Below are 18,526 nucleotides of genomic sequence, written 5' to 3'. Positions count from 1 at the left end.
GAGTATTCTTTAGGTGCAGGAATTTTAGCAAATAGCCGCTAATAAGTGCTTCTGTTTTCTGCCACCGTTCGAAAAAGTATTTTCGTGGAGCTGCTCCGGATTGAAAGCTTCAGCTCGCGACGGCGACTAAAGGAACCGATTTCGGAGCTCATGAGGCTTTGAAGCGTTCGACCACCCAACACATTGGCAAGACGACGAAGGCGACCTGATGGGACTGTTTCCTAATGATTTCGACAGTGATGGTCGTGGCCGTCGTCACGCGCTCGTATCCGCCATCGGCCCAGACGAGCTTTAAGAATGGAAACAAGGGGCGGGACACCTGAAGCAAGGGCCTCTGCGCCCTTACACTGAATGTCGGCGGATCAGGTTCGACGAGCCGCGCCCGCGCCCGCCGGTGTCGAAGAGCGCGTGGCGCCTGCGGCCTTTGAGCGTCTTTGTCTCGGGAGTGGTCAATCCGCGAGATCACCAACGCCATCTTCTTTTGGGGAAGATCGTCTGGCGGCTCTCCCATTTGCAGCTACGACGCGGACAGCTCTTGGCTTCCTGTAGGTTGACCTGGTCGATCGTTCCCATCAGTCACGCTTAACCCATCGCCTCCAGCGGCGGTGTCGAGCTTTGAAGCTTGGCAAGCTGGGCATAGGGGATATGACAGCGGATCGCATGGCCGGGCCGCGCTTCAGCCAGTAGTGGCTCCTGCTGCTCGCAGATTGCCCCGATCTTGCGCGGGCAGCGCGTGTGAAACACGCAGCCCGAAGGCGGGTTGGTGGCGCTGGGGATTTCGCCGTCTAGGCGAATGCGCGCCGTCTCGGTCTGGTCGAGTTTGGGCACGGCCGACAAAAGCGCCTCGGTATAGGGGTGATGCGGTCCGGAAAACACGTCTTCGGACGGTCCGAGTTCCATGATGCGGCCGAGATAGAGCACGGCGATCTTGTCGGAGAGGTAACGCACCACGGCAAGGTCGTGCGAGATGAAGATGTAGCTGACGTCTTCCTTCGACTGCAGGTCGGCGAGCAGGTTGAGGATGGCTGCCTGCACCGAGACGTCGAGCGCCGAGGTCGGCTCGTCGCACACCACGATGCGCGGGTCGCCGGCGAAGGCGCGCGCGATGGCGACGCGCTGCTTCAGGCCGCCAGAGAGCTGGCGCGGCTTGACGGCAAGATGGCGGTCGGTGAGCCGGACCGAGCGGACAAGGTCATTGAGGCGCGACTCCAGCGCTTTGCCGGAGAGGCCGGCCAGCCGCTTCAGTGCCCGGCCGATCAGATGGCGGATCGAATGCGAGCGGTTGAGAGCCGAATCCGGATTCTGGAAGACGATCTGCATCGCCTTGATCTGGTCGTCGCTGCGGTTCTCCAGTCGTGGCGCCAGCGCCTTGCCTTCCAGCTCGATGGTGCCGCCGTCATCGGGCGGCACCAAGCCGAGCAGCAGCCTGGCGAAGGTCGTCTTGCCGCTGCCGGACTCACCGACCAGCCCGAGCGTCTCGCCGGGTAGCAAATCGAGCGAGACATCCTTGACGGCGCGCAGTGCATGGCCATGGCTGGCATAGGTCTTGTTCAGCCGGGCGACGCGCAGCACCGGTGCTGCCGCCGGCTTTGGGACAGGCGCCACATCGCTCGGTGTCGCGCGCGGCAGCGCCTGCGCCTTGTCGTGATGGAAGCAGCGCGACAGCCGGCCGCCCAGATCATAGAGCGGCGGCAATTCGCTGCGGCAGCGATCGTCGGCGAGCGCGCAGCGATCGGCGAAGGCGCAGCCCTTGATGTCGGCCCCGATGCCGGGCAGGAAACCCGGAATGGTGTCGAGCCGGCCCTGATCCTTGCGTTGGCCCCCGCGCGGCAGGCAGCGCAGCAGCGCCACCGTGTAGGGATGGCGCGGATCGTTAAACACGACCTCCGTCGGCCCTTCCTCGACCAGCATGCCGGCATAGAGCACGCCGACCCGGTCGCACATGTTGGAAACGACGGCGAGGTTGTGGCTGATGAACAGGATCGAGGCCGACAGTTCCTGCCTGAGCTGTGCGATCAGGTCGAGCACTTCGGCCTCCACCGTCGCATCGAGGCCGGTGGTCGGCTCGTCGAGGATCAGCATCGACGGATCGTTGGCCAGCGCCATGGCAATCGCCACGCGTTGCTGCATGCCGCCGGAAAGCTGGTGCGGGTAGCGCTGCATGACGCTGACGGGGTCGGAGATGCGCACGCGGTTCAGCATCGCAATCGCCCGGTCAGTGGCCGCTCGTCCCGAAACGCCGCCGAGTTCAAAAATCTCGGTCAGCTGACGGCCGACGCGGATCGATGGGTTCAGCGCCTTGCCCGGGTCCTGATAGACCATGGAGACGCTTTCCGCGCGCGCCCGCCTGAGCGCTTCGGCGTCAAGTTTCATCACATTCTGGCCGTCGAGCGAGATCGCGCCGCCGGTGATCGAGCCATTTCTCGGCAGATAGCGCACGACGGTGAGCGCCACGGTGGATTTGCCGCAGCCGGATTCGCCGACCAGCCCATAGGCTTCGCCCTGGCCGATGGTGAGGCTGAGGTTGCGCAGCACGGCGCGATTGCGGCCGGCGACGCGGTAGGCAACCGAAAGATCGGTGAGTTCGAGTGCGTTTTCGGCCTTGGCGGAGTTAGTCATTGAGCGCTGCCTGCACGCTATCGGCCACCAAATTGACACCGATCACCAGCGAGGCGATGGCCAGCGCGTCGAACAGCACCGTCCACCAGAAGCCGCCGCTGATCATGCCGTAATTGCTGGCGATCGAGAGCCCCCAGTCGGGTGAGGGCGGCTGGATGCCGAAACCCAAGAAGGAGAGTGTGGCGACGGCGAAGATAGCGTAGCCGAGCCGCACGGTGCTCTCGACCAAAATCGGCGGAATGACGTTGGGAAAGATCTCGACGAACATCATATGCACAGTACTTTCATGCCTGAGCTGTGCGGCGGCGACATAGTCGAGTTCGCGCTCGGCCAGCACCGCTGAGCGCACGGTGCGGGCGATGACAGGCGCGAAGCTCAACCCGATGACCACGATGACCATGATTCGGGACGTGCCGAGCGCAACTATGGCCAACAGAGAAACGATTGGTCCGGGAATCGCCATGAAGGCTTCCAGGATGCGACTGACGACATCGTCGACAAGGCCGCGGAAATAGCCGGTGAACAGGCCAAGCGCGGTGCCGGTAAGGGTTGCTAATAAGGTCGCGAGCGGTGCGACGGTCAAAATGTCGCGCGAGCCGACGATGACGCGCGAGAAAACGTCACGGCCGATCTGGTCGGTACCGAACCAATGCTCGGAAGACGGCGGCGCCAGCGCATTGATGATGTCCTCGGTAAGCGCGTTATAGGGCACAAAGTGCTGGCCTAACAGCGCGCATGCCACCCAAAACAGGACGATGACAACGCCGGTCAGGAACGTGCCGGAGCACAGCAGCTGATGGAGAACCTCTACCACCGGCCCGCGCCGGCGAGTATCAGTTTGCATGGTGAAATTCGTCTGAAAGACGCTCATTGTTCATTTCCTAAACTGATGCGCGGATTGAGCATGGAATAAAGAAAATCGGCCGCAAGTGTCGCCACGGCGTACACGATACCGACAACGAGGGTTCCGGATACCAATATCGGGAAATCCTTGCCTCGAGCCGCGGTGAAGATCAGCGATCCGACGCCCTGGTAGCGGAATAGCGTCTCGATGACGACAAGGCCGCCGATCAGATAGCCGGTCTGCGTGGCGATCACGGTGATGGTCGGCAGCAGCGCATTGCGCAGCACATGGCGCCAGATCACCGTTCGCCATGGCAGGCCCTTGAGCACGGCGGTCCTGGTGTAGTCGGAATCGAGTGCTTCGATCATGCCGGAGCGCGCCATGCGGCCGACGTAACCGAACAGCACCAGGAACAGCGGCATCGACGGCAAGATCAGGTGATACAGCTGGCGGAAGAACCCAGCGTCGTGTGGCCATGCAGCCGAGATCGGTAGCCAGCGGAGCCAGACGCCGAAGATCAGGATCAGGATGATCCCTGTGACGAACTCGGGTAGCACCGTCATGGAAAGGCCACCGAGGGTGATGATGCGATCGAGTGGCCGGTTGAGATTGAGTGCTGCAACCGCGCCACCCAAGATGCCTATAGGTATCACCAATACGAAGGCGACGAACGCCAGCTTCACCGAATTGCCCAGCGCATCTACGACGAGGGGAGCTACCGGCGAGCGGTAGATGTAGGACGTGCCCATGTCGCCCTGGACGAAGTTGGAGATCCAGCTCCAGTACTGCGTAAGCAGCGGACGATCGACGCCGAGCGTGTGATTGAGCGTGTCGACGGCGCCTTGATCGGCAAACGGCCCCAATATGGCGCGACCGACATTGCCGGGCAGCACCTGGCCGCCCAGGAACACCATGATGCTTAGTAAAAATAGCGTGACAAACGAAAGTGAGACACGCCGGACAAGGAAGGAGAGAATGGCTTATACTCCTCATGGAGCCAGCCCTCGGTGAGGGGCCGGCTGTTAGCTTCGCTTTCCGGTCAGGCCTTCGACGCTTTGTCGAGGAAAAGTTGCCCCATGGGCGTCGGCTGCACGCCTGTCACACCTTTCGCGGTTGGCACCAGTAGGTCGGTGAAATAGCCGAAGATGACCGGTGTTTCCTCGAGCAGCAGGTTCTGAATCTTGCCGGCTGTCGCCTTCTGCGCCTCGAGATCGAGAGCCGCGATGTAGCTTGACACGAGCGCGTCGTAATCCTTGTTCTTGAAATGCGCGGCGTTCCAGGTGCCGTCACTTTTCAGCGGGGCGCCAAGCAAGACGTTCGGCACGCCGCGGTGAGCGTAATCCGTGATGCCCACCACCGAATCCAGCCAGTTCGACTTGCCGAACGTCCCATCACCATAATAGCTGCCCTGGTCGAGGAGGCTCAGATCGAGATCAATGCTGATCTCCTTGACCCAGTTCTGAATGAGCTGCGCGTATTCGGGGATTTCAAGATAGCGCTCGGTGGTCAGCGTCACCTTGAAGCCATTGCCAGCGCCCGCCGCCTCCATGAGCTGCTTTGCCAGTGCGATATCCTGCTTGCGTTGCGGCACGCTCGCGTCAGTCGATGGAAAGATCGGAGCGAATGGGCTGTCGTTGCCTAGTGAAGCTCGGCCCTTAAGTAGGCCGGCGACAAGCTTATCGCGATCGAGGCAGAGCGCGATAGCGCGACGCACGCGCGGATCCTTGAACGGGTCGGAATCACAGCGCATGTGAAACTGGTTATGCCCGGACGTTTTCGCACTTATGATATTGAAATTCGGATCGTTAAGCAGGCCAATGCCGGCTAGAGGCGATACAAAGAGCATCATATCGACCTGGCCGCCCTGTAATGCCAGAATCTGCGACTGCTCATCATTGAAGAAAGTGAATTCGGTGCGCTGGGGCAGCGCCTTCAGCCCCCAATAGTTTTCGTTGCGGACGAAGGATGCGCCGACCTTTGCCGTGTATTTCTCTATTCTGAACGGGCCGGTGCCGTCGAAGCTCTTCTCGTAATCGCCCTTGTAGCTCGCGGGGATGATGATGGCGTTGTAATTGTCGGACGACATCATATAGGGGAAGTTGCCGTTCGGCGCGTCGAGGTGAAATTCGACGGTGTAATCGTCGACCTTCCTGGTCGCGCCCTTCTGCAGGATTCCCTTGAACACCGACAGCGCATTAGAAGAACTGGCTGGATCGGCGAGGCGGTCGATGCTTGAGACCACGTCGTCGGCCTTCATCTCGCCGCCACTGTGGAACTTGACGCCCTTGCGCAGCTTGAACGTCCACACCGTGCCTATGTCGTTGGAATTCCAACTTTCAGCTAACACCGGTTGTAGTACAAGGTCTGGACCGACAACGCAGAGGTATTCTCCGGCCTGCTGCAACAACATAAAGCCACTATTGTCAGTGGTGGTCATCGGATCGATTGTCGCCGTCGGCGCGCCGCAGGCGACGCGAATGGTGGCGCCTGGCGTGCCTTGGGCGCGAGCGAGCGAAGGCAAGCCACCGAAACCCGCGACGGCGCTTATGCGGCTTAGCAGCGGCAGCGAAACACCGAGTAGGCTGCCATGGCGGATGAAGTCGCGGCGGCTGACCCGGCCGTCGACCAGACCGTCGATAAGGTGATTTTGATGCGGCGAACGATTGCGCCGGATGAGATCGAGAATGCGATAGTTCTTATTCATGGTATCCCTTTCCCCTATTTTCTTTTTTGCTGGCGAGTGATTGGCTAAATGCGTACGATTCTTTCTCTCTGGGCCGTCAACGAGAGCTGTCGACCAGAGCACACGGTTTCACCCGGTTGTCTGTTCTGGGCGGCGGAAGGGCTAACCACTGGAAGGACTCTGATTTTCCCGAGGTGGACCCGATGCTTGATAAACTGCGACCGCATTCACAGCATCGCCCTCCAACTTTTTTGGGTACTGCCAGCAGGGGCAAAGTAGGGGTTGCCGAAGATTGCCTCCAAAACGAAAACCCTTTCTGAACTCGACTTGCCCATTCATGCCGCATGGGAGGGCGACGCGAGCAGCCTTCACTAACCCCGTTGAAGTCGGCAAAGCGTCTAGCGAAACTAGAGTGACGTTGAATCTCCGGCCGCTGGCGAACAGCTCATTTTTCCGCAACAAGATCGGCTGTCATCTTCATCAAAGCGGCGCCAAATTCGGGGTCGCTGGCGGCTTTGTTCTCGAGGACACCGAGGTAGACAACGACGGTGCCGGTGTCAGGGTTCGCAAGCATATACTGCCCACCATAGCCACTATGTCCGAACCACGTGGCGTCGGTGTACGTTTGACGGCTATAATGAAACCAGTCTAACGGCTTTGGCATGGAAGGGCCGGGATTGCGGCGGGTCTCTTCGATGAAGGCGGCATCGCCGACGCGGCGGCCGTCGATACCCTCGCCCTTACGCGCAAAGAGCAGTCCATAGCGTGCGAGATCGCGGGCGGTGAGACAGGCGCCACCGGAGACCGTCGGCACACCTTCGCGGTCGCAGGTCATATGGAAGCATCCCTCGATGCCAGCCGCCTCGACGATCTCGATCAGCCAGTCGCGCAGCGGCCGGCCGCTGGCCCGCTCAATGATCCAGCCAATGACGTCGCTGTTGCTCGACTTGTAGAGCGCCTCGCCGCTGCGATTCACGAGATCGTCTCCGGTAACGCCGCAGAGGAAGGAGCGGGTGGTCTCTTCCTTTTGACCCTCCGCCGGCAGGCGCAAGCCATTGGCAGCGTCCTGCTGGAACGCCGAAGTATAGGCGTCGCTGTAGTCCTCGGTGTAGTTGTTGGCGACGTTCATATCGGCGACGTCCTTGATGGTCGCATCGGCGTAGCCCGTACCGATCTCCGGCAAATAGGTGCCCACTCGCTCGTCGAGATTGACGAGGCCGTCAGCCACCGCGCGGCCGAGCATCAGGTTGAGCGACGTCTTCGTAATCGACATGATGGTATGCGGCTTGTCGGGTCCGAAGTCCGGCGCATAGGCTTCGTAGAGGACGCGATCGTCGCGCACCACGATGAAAGCCGAAAAATGCGGCATGGCGAGGAAACGTGCGACGCCGGGTCGCTCGCCGATGGTCCAGTCGATCTCCTTCCTGAGAGGCAGAACGCGGGGAGCGCGCAGGGACATGGAGTAGCGCGCCGTTGTGTGGAGATTATGGAAGCCGTGGCGGCGGTGGTCGGGCAGGTTCCAGCGCGCCTTGTTGTCGGACAGGGTGATCAAGTCTGGATTGGCGGTCGAAAGGACAGTCATGCGGTGGACCTTTGCAAGTTCGGGTTGTTAGTAGTATTCATGAGGAGTGCACAGTACGGACCTCACCAACAAGTGCGCCGGCCCAATTCGATCGACTTCGGCTTCTGCGTTGGTCAGTAGACCCTGCCATCTGCGGTCACGACCGCCGTCGGAAGGACAATATCCCGGCTTTGGACAGCGTTGAACAAATGCGAAGGGCCAATGAATGCATTAGAGACCGTTTGGAAATTCGCTCCGGCGAGCCATCTGATGGCGTTTTCTGCGCTTCCGCTGCTCACGGCCCCAAATGTCCGCTGCGCTCGCTCTTGCGAAGGAATGGCACGCCGTTGAACGGACCGGCGTCCGCGCCGGCAACGGTCTCAGCATCTTCGTAGAACTCGATCACGGCGTTGATGCGCGGGTTGACCTCGTCGTGCGCCTCGCGGGCCAAGCTCGTCAGTTCCACGCGCGTCACTTTCGCCGGCGCTCACGAGGGAGGCCAAACCGGTGACATGGTACTCTACGTATTCACTTAGTCTCATTTCAGCGGTCCTTCACTATGAGGTAATCAGGATTCTGTTGTGGGATTGATCCCATGGGTCCTGCGAGTTGTTCTTGAAAAGGCTTGGTAGACAGCTCTGGCGACATCGATGACACCGTCATCAAGAAGCTGCCCCCGGTTATTGATCCCACCGATCGCAAAAGGTCGCACGTGCATCGTCATCTGCCGCACGCCTTTGGAATAGCGCATTTTCGACGTCAGTACGGCTCATGCCTTTTCTCGGCACCACCGTATTGCCGTTGGAAAATGCTGATCGCTTCCAGGGGCACCTCTCTCTCTCTCTCTCTCTCTCTCTCTCTCTCTCTCTCTCTCTCTCTCTCTCTCTCTCTCTCGACTACGCTGGTTTCTCAAGAGCTACCCCCGTCTCCATCATAGCTCGTCGCCCGCTAAAACTCTTTGAGGCTGACGTTAACATCGCAGGTTATGTAAGTGTTGCTGATTTACGCCCAGTTTGAGAAAACTCTTACTGAAGAGAAACAAAGAACCGAAAATAATTCTGTGGGAGCCAAGCGCGCTGTTAGCCGCAGCTGATGGCTAAGAACGCTCGCATACTTTCGGGACCCACACGCCGGCTACTAGCCCGGAAAATTCAGTGCGCCCCGATGGCGCGTTTCACCAGTGGAGGAAGGTTCCACCCAGATAGTAGTCATTGGTCTGGTAGCTGACGAGCGGCTCGGTCGGGTAACTGGCCGGGTCGAAGCCTCGTGACAAAGGCCGCCGTGGGCGGATGAGCAATCCGATGGGCCGTAACGTGAGTGAAGCGACCAACCGGGAAGCCATCGACACCAGGCCACGGCCACGTGGAAAGCCGTGAGTGCACGGCCTGCCTGAAAGCGCGGTGTCGGCCTCACGCGGCCGCATTTCAAACAACGTGACAACGCCCACGCCGATCTTCCTGCCGTCGCGGGCGCCGGAGCTGAATCCGGTCGAGAACGTCTGGCAATACCTGCACTGGCTCTCAAACCGCGTCTTCGACAGCTACCCAGGCCATCATCGATGCCGCTTGCGAGGCTTGGCAGAAACTCCTCGCCCCGCCCGAAACCATCACGTCGATCGGAATGCGGGAATGGGCGCACATCGGTAGAGTCCCGATGACTCTTGGTATAACTTCGCTGGCCATCGCTGTGCCAGCCTGTCGATAACTTTACGATGTCAGGTTAGGTAAGGTCAGTGCTGTTGGTAAATCCCATCACCATTCTTGAGAGCACGCCGGGCACCGACACCTACTGTCGGGTTTGTCGACTCCGCGACACAATGGTTTTGGCCTGGCTGACTACTACACTCCCGTTTAAGTCATTGAAAAAACTCAGAAACTAATTTCTAACGCTCCATCGGCGCAATTGGCACGAACTTTGAAGCTCCTCTTCGTGAAACGGCGCGAGCCGCCAACCAGTACGCCGTTATTTGATGGAGCTATCCCAATGGTGCGACACCGTCCCGGCACAGCCGCAATGGCCATAGGCAATAAATATGAGATCATCGGCGCGGACGTTCCTGCTGAAACGTTATTCAATGGCGATCTATTGGTGGCGTCCCTGTCGGAATCGCCGCGCACCATCAACTCCATCTATTACTACGACGATACAGGATCACTGTTATTTGAGCGACTCTGCGACGAGAAAACATATTACTTGTTCAGAACAGAAAGAGGGATACTGGGCGAGTACGCAAAGACTATTGCCGGAATTACAGGTCCTGTCTCTCTCATTGAGCTAGGGTCTGGGAACGCCGAGAAAACAACTCTGCTGATTGATGCTTATGTGGGGACGCATGGCCTGACCTCTTACGCCGCCGTTGACATCAATCGCTCGATTTTGGAGAGAGCGGCCGAAAACATTCTCTCAGTGTCGTCGGATTTGAACTTCTTGGGAATCGTCGGGACTTACCAGACCGGACTCGCAGAAATCAAGAGCCTCGCTAGTCCAAAGCTTTTATTTTGCCTCGGCAGCACAATCGGGAACATGCACGACGACGAGTTGGATAATCTTCTCCTATCGGCTCGCTCGGCCTTGTCTTCCGGCGACTATTTTTTGGTCGGGATAGATTTGGACAAAGAAACGGAAATCCTAGAGGCCGCATACAACAATCAAACCGCTATTCTGACCAACTTATGTGTTCTACGACATTTGAACTGGCGTTTCAGTGGAGACTTTGATCTATTCCAGTTTCGACATGTGGCATTTCATAATAAATCGCTGCATCGCATGGAGAGCCACTTGGAGGCTATGCAGGATCAATTAATCAATCTCCACAAGTTGAACTTCTCCTTTCAGCTTGAAAAAGGCGAGTTGATTCGGACAGAGATCATGAGAAAAGTTGAGATTAATGCTTTTAATGATATGTTCGGCAATCACGATTTTTGGCAAGTAAAGTACTGGACCGATTCGGACCAGCGATATGCCGTAATCTTGTTTCAACTTTCGAGCGAGTGACGGATTTTGGCTCATAACCTAACACGGAGACGTCGGATGGAGAAAGACAGTGAATCGGAAGTTCGGAGCTACTGTCGCTCTTACCCAGCAATGTTCACAGAAGCCAAGGGCAGTTACCTGATTGCCCAAACCGGTGACAAATACCTCGACTTTTTAGCCGGCTGCGGATCGTTAAACTACGGACATAATGGCCCAGTTATGCAGTCTGCCCTACAAGACTATATCGCTAGAGACGGCATCGCTCTCGGGCTTGACCTCCGAACGGGAGCCAAACAGGAGTTTCTCGACACATTCGAAGACTTGATTTTGCGCCCGAGATCGCTTGACTATCGCATTCAGTTCCCCGGCCCCACTGGTGCCAATGCTGTCGAGGCTGCGGTCAAGCTCGCACGCAAGGTTACCGGTCGCACCAACATTGTCGCCTTTACGAACGCTTTTCATGGCTGTTCGCTCGGTGCGCTAGCCCTCACGGGAAATTCTTATCACCGACGGGCGTCCGCTTCCATGCTCCACGGCGTTCATCGCGCGATGTACGATGGCTATCTAGGCCCAAGCTGCGATACGGCCGAATCGCTTCGGAAGCTGCTGAGCGATCCATCCGGCGGAATAGACAAACCCGCAGCAATCATCCTCGAGGTCGTGCAGGGCGAAGGAGGGATCAATGTGCCGACGCGCCGCTGGGTCAAAGACATCGAGCAGGTTGCCCGACACCATGGTGCGATCCTAATCGTCGATGAAATTCAAACAGGCTGTGGTCGCACAGGACCATTTTTTGCGTTCGAGGCTTTCGATATTTGTCCCGACATGGTGCTAATGGCGAAGTCAATTTCGGGGTTCGGGCTTCCAATGTCTCTTGTCTTACTGGCTCCCTACGTCGACCTTTGGCACCCTGGTGAACACAATGGAACGTTCCGCGGGAATAACCATGGGTTCGTCACTGCTACGGCTGCTCTTAGAGAGTATTGGTGCGATCAGCACTTTGAGCATGAGATCGGTCGCAAAGGCAGGATTGCCAATAAGATCTTGTCTGAATTCGCCATCCCTTTCGGCTACCACGTGAAAGGGAGAGGCTTGATGCTTGGGCTTGACGTCATCGACAGCAAGTTGGCTGCTCAGGTGAAAGCGGAAGCCTACAAGCAGAAACTCATTGTGGAGCTATGCGGGCCATCCGACGAGGTGATAAAGATAATGCCGCCGCTGACGGTCTCGGATGAAGAATTGGTCGCCGGAATAAATGTGCTTGTTTCCACCATCAGGACTGCTTTTTGCCCCGAACGAACGAACAAGGCTGTGGACCGCAGTGGCGACAGTCGGCCCAGGGGTGGGTTGATAGCGCCTACTCCTTGACAGAGTGGAGTTGTTCACCTCCTCTGGAGACGACAATGCTACAGCAGCTTACCAAACCAAGTACGGACCGTCATCTTCACCGATCCTGATGCAATTTTCGATTCTCTTGATGCTATTTTCGTTTCGATGGAATCGACCCGATTGACCTGGCTGATCACTTCGCTGTCGCGAAACAACCGAAAAAGTACAAGCGCGCGGTGCGGAGCGGCGATGTCGCCGGGCTGCTGATGGGGTTTCGCAGCTCAGGGAAAGCGCGGTCAAGAGTTGGACGATGCAGTCCGATTATCGTTATCCAGAAGGCGGGCCTTGACAGTCAGGGCCCATAGCGACGTTCCTTGAACTAACTGCCGGCGAACCGTCAGGCAGCGCCTATCGAATTAACTCGTGAGAGGTTTCAACATGACCACCTTTTCCGAATTTACCGGCGGCCTGACCTACGACGCCATCCCCGAAGAGGTCCGTGCCATCCTCAGGCGTAGTTTTGCAGACACGCTCGGCGTCGCGGTGGTGGGCGCAACCACGGAGATCTCGTTGATCACCAGGAAGATCGCCGATCGCCTATGGCGCTCGTCGCCTGAAGTCGGCGCGGCCCGGATGATTTTCGACGGGCGGCCGGTCAGCCCGGCGGGGGCGGCCTTTGCCGGCGCCTTCACCGTCGATTCGATCGATGGCCATGACAACAACAGTTCTTGCAAGGGTCACGCCGGTTCGGCGGTGTTTCCTGCGCTGCTCGCCGTTGCCGATTCGCTCAGGGCTTCGGGCTCTGCAATCTCGGGCAGCGAATTCATGGTTGCGCTGGTCGTCGCCTATGAGGTTGCCTACCGCGCCGGCCTGACGCTTCACGGCACCGTCTCCGACTACCATACTTCAGGGGCGTGGACGGCGGTCGGCGTGGCGGCGGGTGTATCCCGACTGCTGGGGCTTAGCCAGGAACAGACGCGTCATGCGGCGGGCATCGCAGAATATCACGGTCCCCGCAGCCAAATGATGCGCTGCATCGACTTCCCGACCATGCTGCGCGACGGCGTCGGCTGGGGTGCTCCCTCAGGCCTCACGGCTGCCTATTTGGCCGAACTCGGCTTTACTGGCGCACCGGCGATCACCGTCGAGGGGGCCGTCGCCGAGCCCTGGTGGCGCGATCTCGGACAGGCTTGGCGTGTCGCTGAAGATACCTCGTACAAACCCTATCCGGTCTGTCGCTGGGCGCATCCATCGATCGATGCCGCGCGCGACCTGATGCATGACAACAGCCTTTCCAGCGAGGATGTCTCGCGCGTCCGAATTCAGACGTTCCATTATGCCGTTCGGCTTGCCGGTCACAACCCGAAGACGCTGGACGAAATGAGCTATTCGATCGCGTTCCCCGTTGCGACGATGATCGTGCGTGGCAAAATAGGCCCCCAGGAACTCTTGCCGGAGATTCTGCAGGATGAAGAGATCCGGCGCATTTCCAATGCCACCGAGCTTGTCCAAACCGAGCACTACACTCGCATCAGCGTCGGGAAGCGCTGGGCCGACGTGACGCTTTACCTCAAGGACGGCCGAGAAATCATGTCGGAGCCGCGCACGCCGAAAGGCGATCGCGACAATCCCATGAGCGCGGAAGAGTTCCACAGCAAATACGTCAATTTCACCACCGGTTTGATCGGCAAGGGCCGGGCCGACGAGATGGAGGCGATGGCGTTATCATTCGATAGATTGGACAGTAAAGGGCTGAGCCGTCTGATTGGCGTGATCGTTGCGCCACTCGATCGCTGATCCTCGCCGCGGCACCGTAACGTTAACTGAAGGCTGACGGAAAATCTGCGATGCGACGCGCATGTCGAAGATTGTTCGTGATCCGCTCTACCGCCGCCAAAGGCTTGAACAACCGGACGGATAATTCTCACCTGGCATTCCGAAAACGGGAGCGAGCGCAACAGGCTTTCGGTCTGTCGGCTCATTGCTACATTTCGTGTCGATCTCCCCGCAGTCCTAAACCTCTTCGTCCCATCGCAGACCAATCGCTCGGCAGCACAAATTCGAACCCATCGACGCCAGGCCATGGCCACGTGGGAAGCCGTGAGTGCACGGCCTGCCTGAAAAGCGCGGTGTCGGCCTCACGCGGCCGCATTTCAAACAACGTGACAACGCCCAACGCGTTTATATGCAGACAACGTGACATCGCCGTCCTCGGGCATGACGGTGTTGAAAAAGCCCATGTCCGTCGCCCGGAGTTGGCTTGCTCCCAGCAGTTTGACAAGCCTATCCTCGGGGCGATAGCACCATCCAACCTCAGCGTCGCAGGGTAGACTTGACCGCACCCGATCGGGCTGCGCAATCCCACCATCTGACGTCTAACTAGCGCTCATCGCGCACCAGCATGGTGATGCGAACATCTCCTTGTTGAGAGCTCGATATCGGAACTCGGTCGTGACGCGGCTGCGCTGAGGCCCCTCGTCGTTAGCAGGTGAGCTAACGAACTATTTAGTTGAAGGTGACAAGTTATGCGGCGTGAAGATTCCCCGCCCTTCGTGGCAACCACTCTGATCCCTCTTCAGAACCCGGTCTTTCGTTCGATCTGGACAGCCACACAGATTTCCAGCCTCGGCTGGCTCGTCCAGAGCGTGGGTATCAGCTGGCTCATGGCCACGACTTCAGCCTCTGATCTGATGGTCGCGCTCGTTCAGGCTGCGTCGACCCTGCCGGCCTTCTTCTTGTCGATCCTTGCTGGAGCAATTGCTGACAGCTTCAGCCGTCGCGGGGTGATGCTTGCCGGACACTGCCTGATCGCACTGGCGTCCATGACGCTGGCTTTTTCTGTGGGGCTGGGCTTTGTAAGTCCATGGTTGATCCTGGGACTGGGTTTCATGGCCGGATGCGGTTTTGCCTTAAATGATCCAGCCTGGCACGCTTCCGTCGGTGACATCCTGGAAAAGCGCGATGTACCCGCTGCAGTGACGCTGATGTCGGTGGGTTACAACATTGTTCGAAGCATAGGACCGGCGCTGGGCGGTGTGATTTTGGCCTTGCTGGGACCTCTCACGGCTTTCGCCTTTGCGGCGCTGAGCGACCTGGTCCCATTGAGCGCTGTCCTGCGCTCCAAATGGCAGGTTCGCTCTTCGCCTCTTCCCCGCGAGCGTATGACAACTGCCATTCATGATGGCATGCGCTTCACAGCGATCTCGTCGGAGATCAGAGTGGCGATTGTGCGTGCAACCCTCTTCGGGCTGTCAAGCATCTCGATCCTTGCTCTGCTCCCCCTCCTGGTTCGCGACCAGCTGGCGGGCGGGCCAATTGTTTACGGCGTCCTGTTGGCCGGCTTCGGCGCTGGCGCCTTTGTCGCCGGCATCAGCAATGGCTACTTGAGACGCATCATTTCGCAAGAACGGTTGATTGCGCTCGCGTCCGTGGCCTGCGCAACGTGTTGCCTTTTGCTGGCTCTCACCTCATCGGTGACTGTCGCGGCGATCGCGCTCGCAATCGGTGGCGCAGGCTGGGTTATGACCTGGGCCGGAACCGACGTGTGTGTGCAGCTGGCAAGCCCCAGGTGGGTCGTTGGTCGTACTCTATCGATCTACTACGCTTTGACCTACGGCGGGATGGCAGCCGGCAGTTGGGTCTGGGGTACTGTGGCGCAGAACTATTCAATCACGTGGGCTTTGGAAGGTGCTGCAGTGGCACTGCTGCTGGTTGCAGCAGCGGGAAAGGTTTTGCCCATCCGACTTTGGGAAGAATCGGATCAAGGCGCTTCCGACTTCACTCCACCAGAATTGGTACTCACTCTCAGGCCGAGGAGTGGTCCGATCGTGGTCAAAGTGGAGTATTCGATCCCCGAAGCCAATATCGAGGCTTTCCTGCGCTGCATGCGCGAAAGGCGGCGCGTTCAGAGCCGTGCCGGTGCGCGGAATTGGACGCTGCAGCGAAATCTTCAGAAGCCAACGCTGTGGACCGAGACATTCCGCACGCCGACCTGGACGGACTATCTTCGTCTAAACCATCGGCTAACCGTGGCTGACAGAGAGATAGGCGAGCGCCTTGCCGCTCTGCAGGTCGATGATTGCCCTCCTCATCTCACACTTTCTATCGAGCGGTCGACAAGCCCGGCCTCCGACAGCCAAGTGCAGCCTGTCCCCTTCGTATCGCGTCCGTAAGTACGTCCGAAAGAGCACTACTGGTGGCTGGAAGGGCTGCCGTTTCCCTTTTTTGAGAGTCGCTGAAAAGCCCTTCGCCTAACCGGATTTATGTAAATCTTCTGTCGTATTCTCGTATGCGCCGCCTACACCCCATTGATTCCGCGTGTTTCTGAACATTAAGGTTTCTGCCAGATGGTTTTCGGCACGAGCTGGAGATTTGGCATGGCAGATGGCGAGGGATTTGTTGGGCGATGCGAAGTTGTCGAGCCTCGTCCTGCAAACCGACGATGGCCCGATGACCTGAAGGCGCGGATTGTCGCGGAGCGCCTTCAACCCGGTGCGCGGGTTGTTGATGTTGCGCGTCGTCATGATCTCATTGCGCATCAGCTTTCGGGCTGGCGACGGTACGCGCGTCAGGGTCTTTTGGCGCTGCCTGCGGAACTGATGCCGGCCGTGCCTTGCGAGAATAGCGGCCCATTCGAACCAACAACGTGACAACGCGGTCGAATGCTTCACTCAGCTGTCCAGTCGGGCATGGCGGGGCGCTTCCCTGATCACGAAGCAGCACCCTACAAATCCGAGACCAGCGCGAATCCCCCGCAGCCGCGACCTTCTGACTCAGTAAGATTAGAGCACAATGGAAACATCAAAGCTGATGTTCAGGCCCCGACAGAAAGTGCGTTATCCCATTTCTTTTTCATGAGCCCAGAGTTGCAGGGGCTGTTACAATTCGGCAAATGTGGCAGGGTGGCGACGGATTGCGGCGGCATGCTTGCCGGCCACATAGCCAGCACTGCGGAAAAAACGTTCAGGAAGATCCTATCGTACGTTAGAGTAAGTGATATGAACAAGCTAGACCGCATGGATTACCGGATTCTTGATGTGCTCCAAGAAAACGGCCGGCTTCCAATTAAGATCCTCGCCGACAGGGTCGGCATTTCTGTGTCGCCGTGTTGGCAGAGGGTCAAAAAGCTCGAAAAAGACGGAATCATCCGTCGTTACATTGCAGAAATAGCGATTGAAAAGCTGCAAAGTGTCCAGATTGTTTTAGCTAAGGTAGTCCTCTCAAGGCAAAATCGCGATGGATTAAATTTCTTCGAACGCCGTATGTGCGCCATTCCCGAAGTTGCCGAGTGTTACGAAGTAATGGGCCAGTTTGACTTTCACATCAAATTTGTTGTTTCATCTATTGAGTGCTATACTGAGATCGCAGAGAGATTTCTAACTCCTGAATTTGGTGTTGAAAGGTATTTTAGCGACATAGTGAGTCGGGTTGCCAAAGAGGATCGGGCTGTCCATTTTCGCAGTTTGGTATAATCAATGCGCTGTAGTTTCGACGAGCAATTAGTCCGCCGATCGGTACTGTCACATAATTGAGCGGTAAGGGAATTGAGGTAGCAGCGCGCCCTTGACCGTGAGTGCACCGATGTACAAGAACCACTGCTATCGGATCGAAATCGTAGCCCGTGCTGTCTGCTCTACTTGGGGTCAGAACAAGGTGCGAGCCGGCATCATCGGTAGAGAGTTGCACGCAACTTGATGGCCTGCGCCGCTCGAGGCGACACCAGCGCAGTGAACTCTACGCGGAAATCCTGCAATTGCGCGCCTCCGGCATGGCGCCGCGCCAGATCGCGCCACGGATGGGCATGAACGTGAGGACGGTCGAGCGCTGGCTTGCCGCGGGCGGTGAGCCCGAGCACCGGCGGCCACCCACGCGATCGGTCCTGGATTCTTTCCAGGACTATCTCGAACTGCGCTGGCAGGAAGGCCAGCGCAACGGGTCGCAGCTGTGGACCGAAATCAAGCGCCGCGGCTTTGAAGGCAGCAAGGCGACCGTCTATAGATGGACCGCGCCCGCAAGGAGCGGTCATCGACCGCTCCACCCAAATTCGCGCTGGCGGCCGCCATCGCGCCGGAACTGTGCATGGCTCCTGAGCGAAGACCCGACATCGCTCGATGAGCCAACCGGGCGGTTCTTGCACCATCTCTACGAAGCCGCGCCGGAGCTTGCAGTGGCGGGCGAACTCGCCCGGCGCTTCGCTGCCCTGATCCGCGGCGACGATGATGCCGGCCTCGAGCAATGGCTCAAGGATGCCACGGACAGCGAACTGGCTTCGCTTGCAGCAGGCATCGGCCGCGACATCGAGGCCGTCCGGGCGGCGATCACCCAGCCCTGGAGCACCAGCCCGGTCGAAGGACAGATCAACCGGCTCAAGACGATCAAGCGCCAGATGTATGGGCGCTCTGGATATCCACTGCTGAGAAACAGGCTACTGGCAGCCGCCCGAACCACCCGCAGCAGAGGGGCAGACGAGAAGTTCTCGCCCTTGCACCAAATATGCGGAAGAGCAATCTCGTCGAGC

General features: G+C 58.3%; 11 protein-coding genes and 3 pseudogenes. 8 read left to right on the top strand and 6 right to left on the bottom strand.

The features are described 5' to 3' along the window. Positions 1–582 precede the first annotated feature (582 nt). The 6 genes from CIT25_RS33610 to CIT25_RS37930 form a co-directional block, all read right to left on the bottom strand. Positions 583–2,619 carry a dipeptide ABC transporter ATP-binding protein gene (locus CIT25_RS33610; RefSeq protein WP_095489391.1) on the bottom strand — a complete coding sequence of 679 codons (2,037 nt, stop codon included), beginning with the start codon at positions 2,617–2,619 and terminating at the stop codon, positions 583–585. After that, complete coding sequence (locus CIT25_RS33605) at positions 2,612–3,490, bottom strand: ABC transporter permease (protein WP_095489390.1); 879 nt, start codon at positions 3,488–3,490, stop codon at positions 2,612–2,614. The genes CIT25_RS33610 and CIT25_RS33605 overlap by 8 nt, the downstream gene beginning before the upstream one ends. Beyond that, on the bottom strand, positions 3,487–4,440 hold the full coding sequence (locus CIT25_RS33600) for an ABC transporter permease (RefSeq protein ID WP_095489389.1): 954 nt from the start codon (positions 4,438–4,440) through the stop codon (positions 3,487–3,489). The genes CIT25_RS33605 and CIT25_RS33600 overlap by 4 nt, the downstream gene beginning before the upstream one ends. Positions 4,441–4,502: 62 nt before the next feature. Then, the gene (locus tag CIT25_RS33595; protein WP_095489388.1) at positions 4,503–6,167 is read right to left on the bottom strand and encodes an ABC transporter substrate-binding protein; all 1,665 of its coding nucleotides are present in this window, start codon (positions 6,165–6,167) and stop codon (positions 4,503–4,505) included. Positions 6,168–6,591: 424 nt separating this feature from the next. Beyond that, a complete protein-coding gene (locus tag CIT25_RS33590; RefSeq protein ID WP_095489387.1) occupies positions 6,592–7,728 on the bottom strand; it encodes a serine hydrolase domain-containing protein in 1,137 nt (378 codons plus the stop codon). Between the two features lie 274 nt (positions 7,729–8,002). Continuing rightward, the gene (locus tag CIT25_RS37930; RefSeq protein WP_245330121.1) at positions 8,003–8,173 is read right to left on the bottom strand and encodes a hypothetical protein; all 171 of its coding nucleotides are present in this window, start codon (positions 8,171–8,173) and stop codon (positions 8,003–8,005) included. Positions 8,174–9,158: 985 nt separating this feature from the next. Here CIT25_RS37930 and CIT25_RS33580 point away from each other — a divergent pair. The 8 genes and pseudogenes from CIT25_RS33580 to CIT25_RS37925 form a co-directional block, all read left to right on the top strand. After that, positions 9,159–9,411 (top strand): annotated as a pseudogene (locus tag CIT25_RS33580) (hypothetical protein); the annotation flags it as partial. 225 nt (positions 9,412–9,636) lie between these two features. Continuing rightward, on the top strand, positions 9,637–10,701 hold the full coding sequence (locus tag CIT25_RS33575) for an L-histidine N(alpha)-methyltransferase (RefSeq protein ID WP_206073040.1): 1,065 nt from the start codon (positions 9,637–9,639) through the stop codon (positions 10,699–10,701). A gap of 36 nt (positions 10,702–10,737) precedes the next feature. Next, positions 10,738–12,048 carry a diaminobutyrate--2-oxoglutarate transaminase gene (gene ectB, locus CIT25_RS33570; RefSeq protein WP_095489385.1) on the top strand — a complete coding sequence of 437 codons (1,311 nt, stop codon included), beginning with the start codon at positions 10,738–10,740 and terminating at the stop codon, positions 12,046–12,048. A gap of 399 nt (positions 12,049–12,447) precedes the next feature. Further along, positions 12,448–13,806 (top strand): MmgE/PrpD family protein, encoded by a 1,359-nt coding sequence (locus CIT25_RS33565; protein ID WP_095489384.1) that lies wholly within the window; start codon positions 12,448–12,450, stop codon positions 13,804–13,806. Positions 13,807–14,534: 728 nt separating this feature from the next. After that, the gene (locus CIT25_RS33560) at positions 14,535–16,181 is read left to right on the top strand and encodes an MFS transporter (protein WP_095489383.1); all 1,647 of its coding nucleotides are present in this window, start codon (positions 14,535–14,537) and stop codon (positions 16,179–16,181) included. A 204-nt stretch (positions 16,182–16,385) separates the two neighbouring features. Further along, positions 16,386–16,649 (top strand): annotated as a pseudogene (locus CIT25_RS33555) (transposase); the annotation flags it as partial. Between the two features lie 21 nt (positions 16,650–16,670). Beyond that, positions 16,671–17,480: an Lrp/AsnC family transcriptional regulator gene (locus tag CIT25_RS33550; protein WP_095489382.1), complete on the top strand. Its 810-nt coding sequence runs from the start codon at positions 16,671–16,673 to the stop codon at positions 17,478–17,480. 296 nt (positions 17,481–17,776) lie between these two features. Beyond that, positions 17,777–18,448: pseudogene (locus tag CIT25_RS37925) on the top strand (transposase); the annotation flags it as partial. Positions 18,449–18,526 lie beyond the last annotated feature (78 nt).

The sequence above is a fragment of the Mesorhizobium mediterraneum genome (genome assembly GCF_002284565.1).
GTDB classification, from domain to species: Bacteria; Pseudomonadota; Alphaproteobacteria; order Rhizobiales; family Rhizobiaceae; genus Mesorhizobium; species Mesorhizobium mediterraneum.
The sequence above is the reverse complement of the archived record's forward strand: the minus strand, read 5'-3'. Positions and strand labels throughout refer to the sequence as shown.

Excerpts from the sequence above, each read along its gene's own strand:
- CIT25_RS33550 (WP_095489382.1), top strand. The coding sequence starts at position 16,671 with ATGCTTCACTCAGCTGTCCAGTCGGGCATGGCGGGGCGCTTCCCTGAT.
- CIT25_RS33565 (WP_095489384.1), top strand. The coding sequence starts at position 12,448 with ATGACCACCTTTTCCGAATTTACCGGCGGCCTGACCTACGACGCCATC.
- CIT25_RS33560 (WP_095489383.1), top strand. The coding sequence starts at position 14,535 with ATGCGGCGTGAAGATTCCCCGCCCTTCGTGGCAACCACTCTGATCCCT.
- ectB (WP_095489385.1), top strand. The coding sequence starts at position 10,738 with ATGGAGAAAGACAGTGAATCGGAAGTTCGGAGCTACTGTCGCTCTTAC.
- CIT25_RS33590 (WP_095489387.1), bottom strand. The coding sequence starts at position 7,728 with ATGACTGTCCTTTCGACCGCCAATCCAGACTTGATCACCCTGTCCGAC.
- CIT25_RS33605 (WP_095489390.1), bottom strand. The coding sequence starts at position 3,490 with ATGAGCGTCTTTCAGACGAATTTCACCATGCAAACTGATACTCGCCGG.
- CIT25_RS33610 (WP_095489391.1), bottom strand. The coding sequence starts at position 2,619 with ATGACTAACTCCGCCAAGGCCGAAAACGCACTCGAACTCACCGATCTT.
- CIT25_RS33595 (WP_095489388.1), bottom strand. The coding sequence starts at position 6,167 with ATGAATAAGAACTATCGCATTCTCGATCTCATCCGGCGCAATCGTTCG.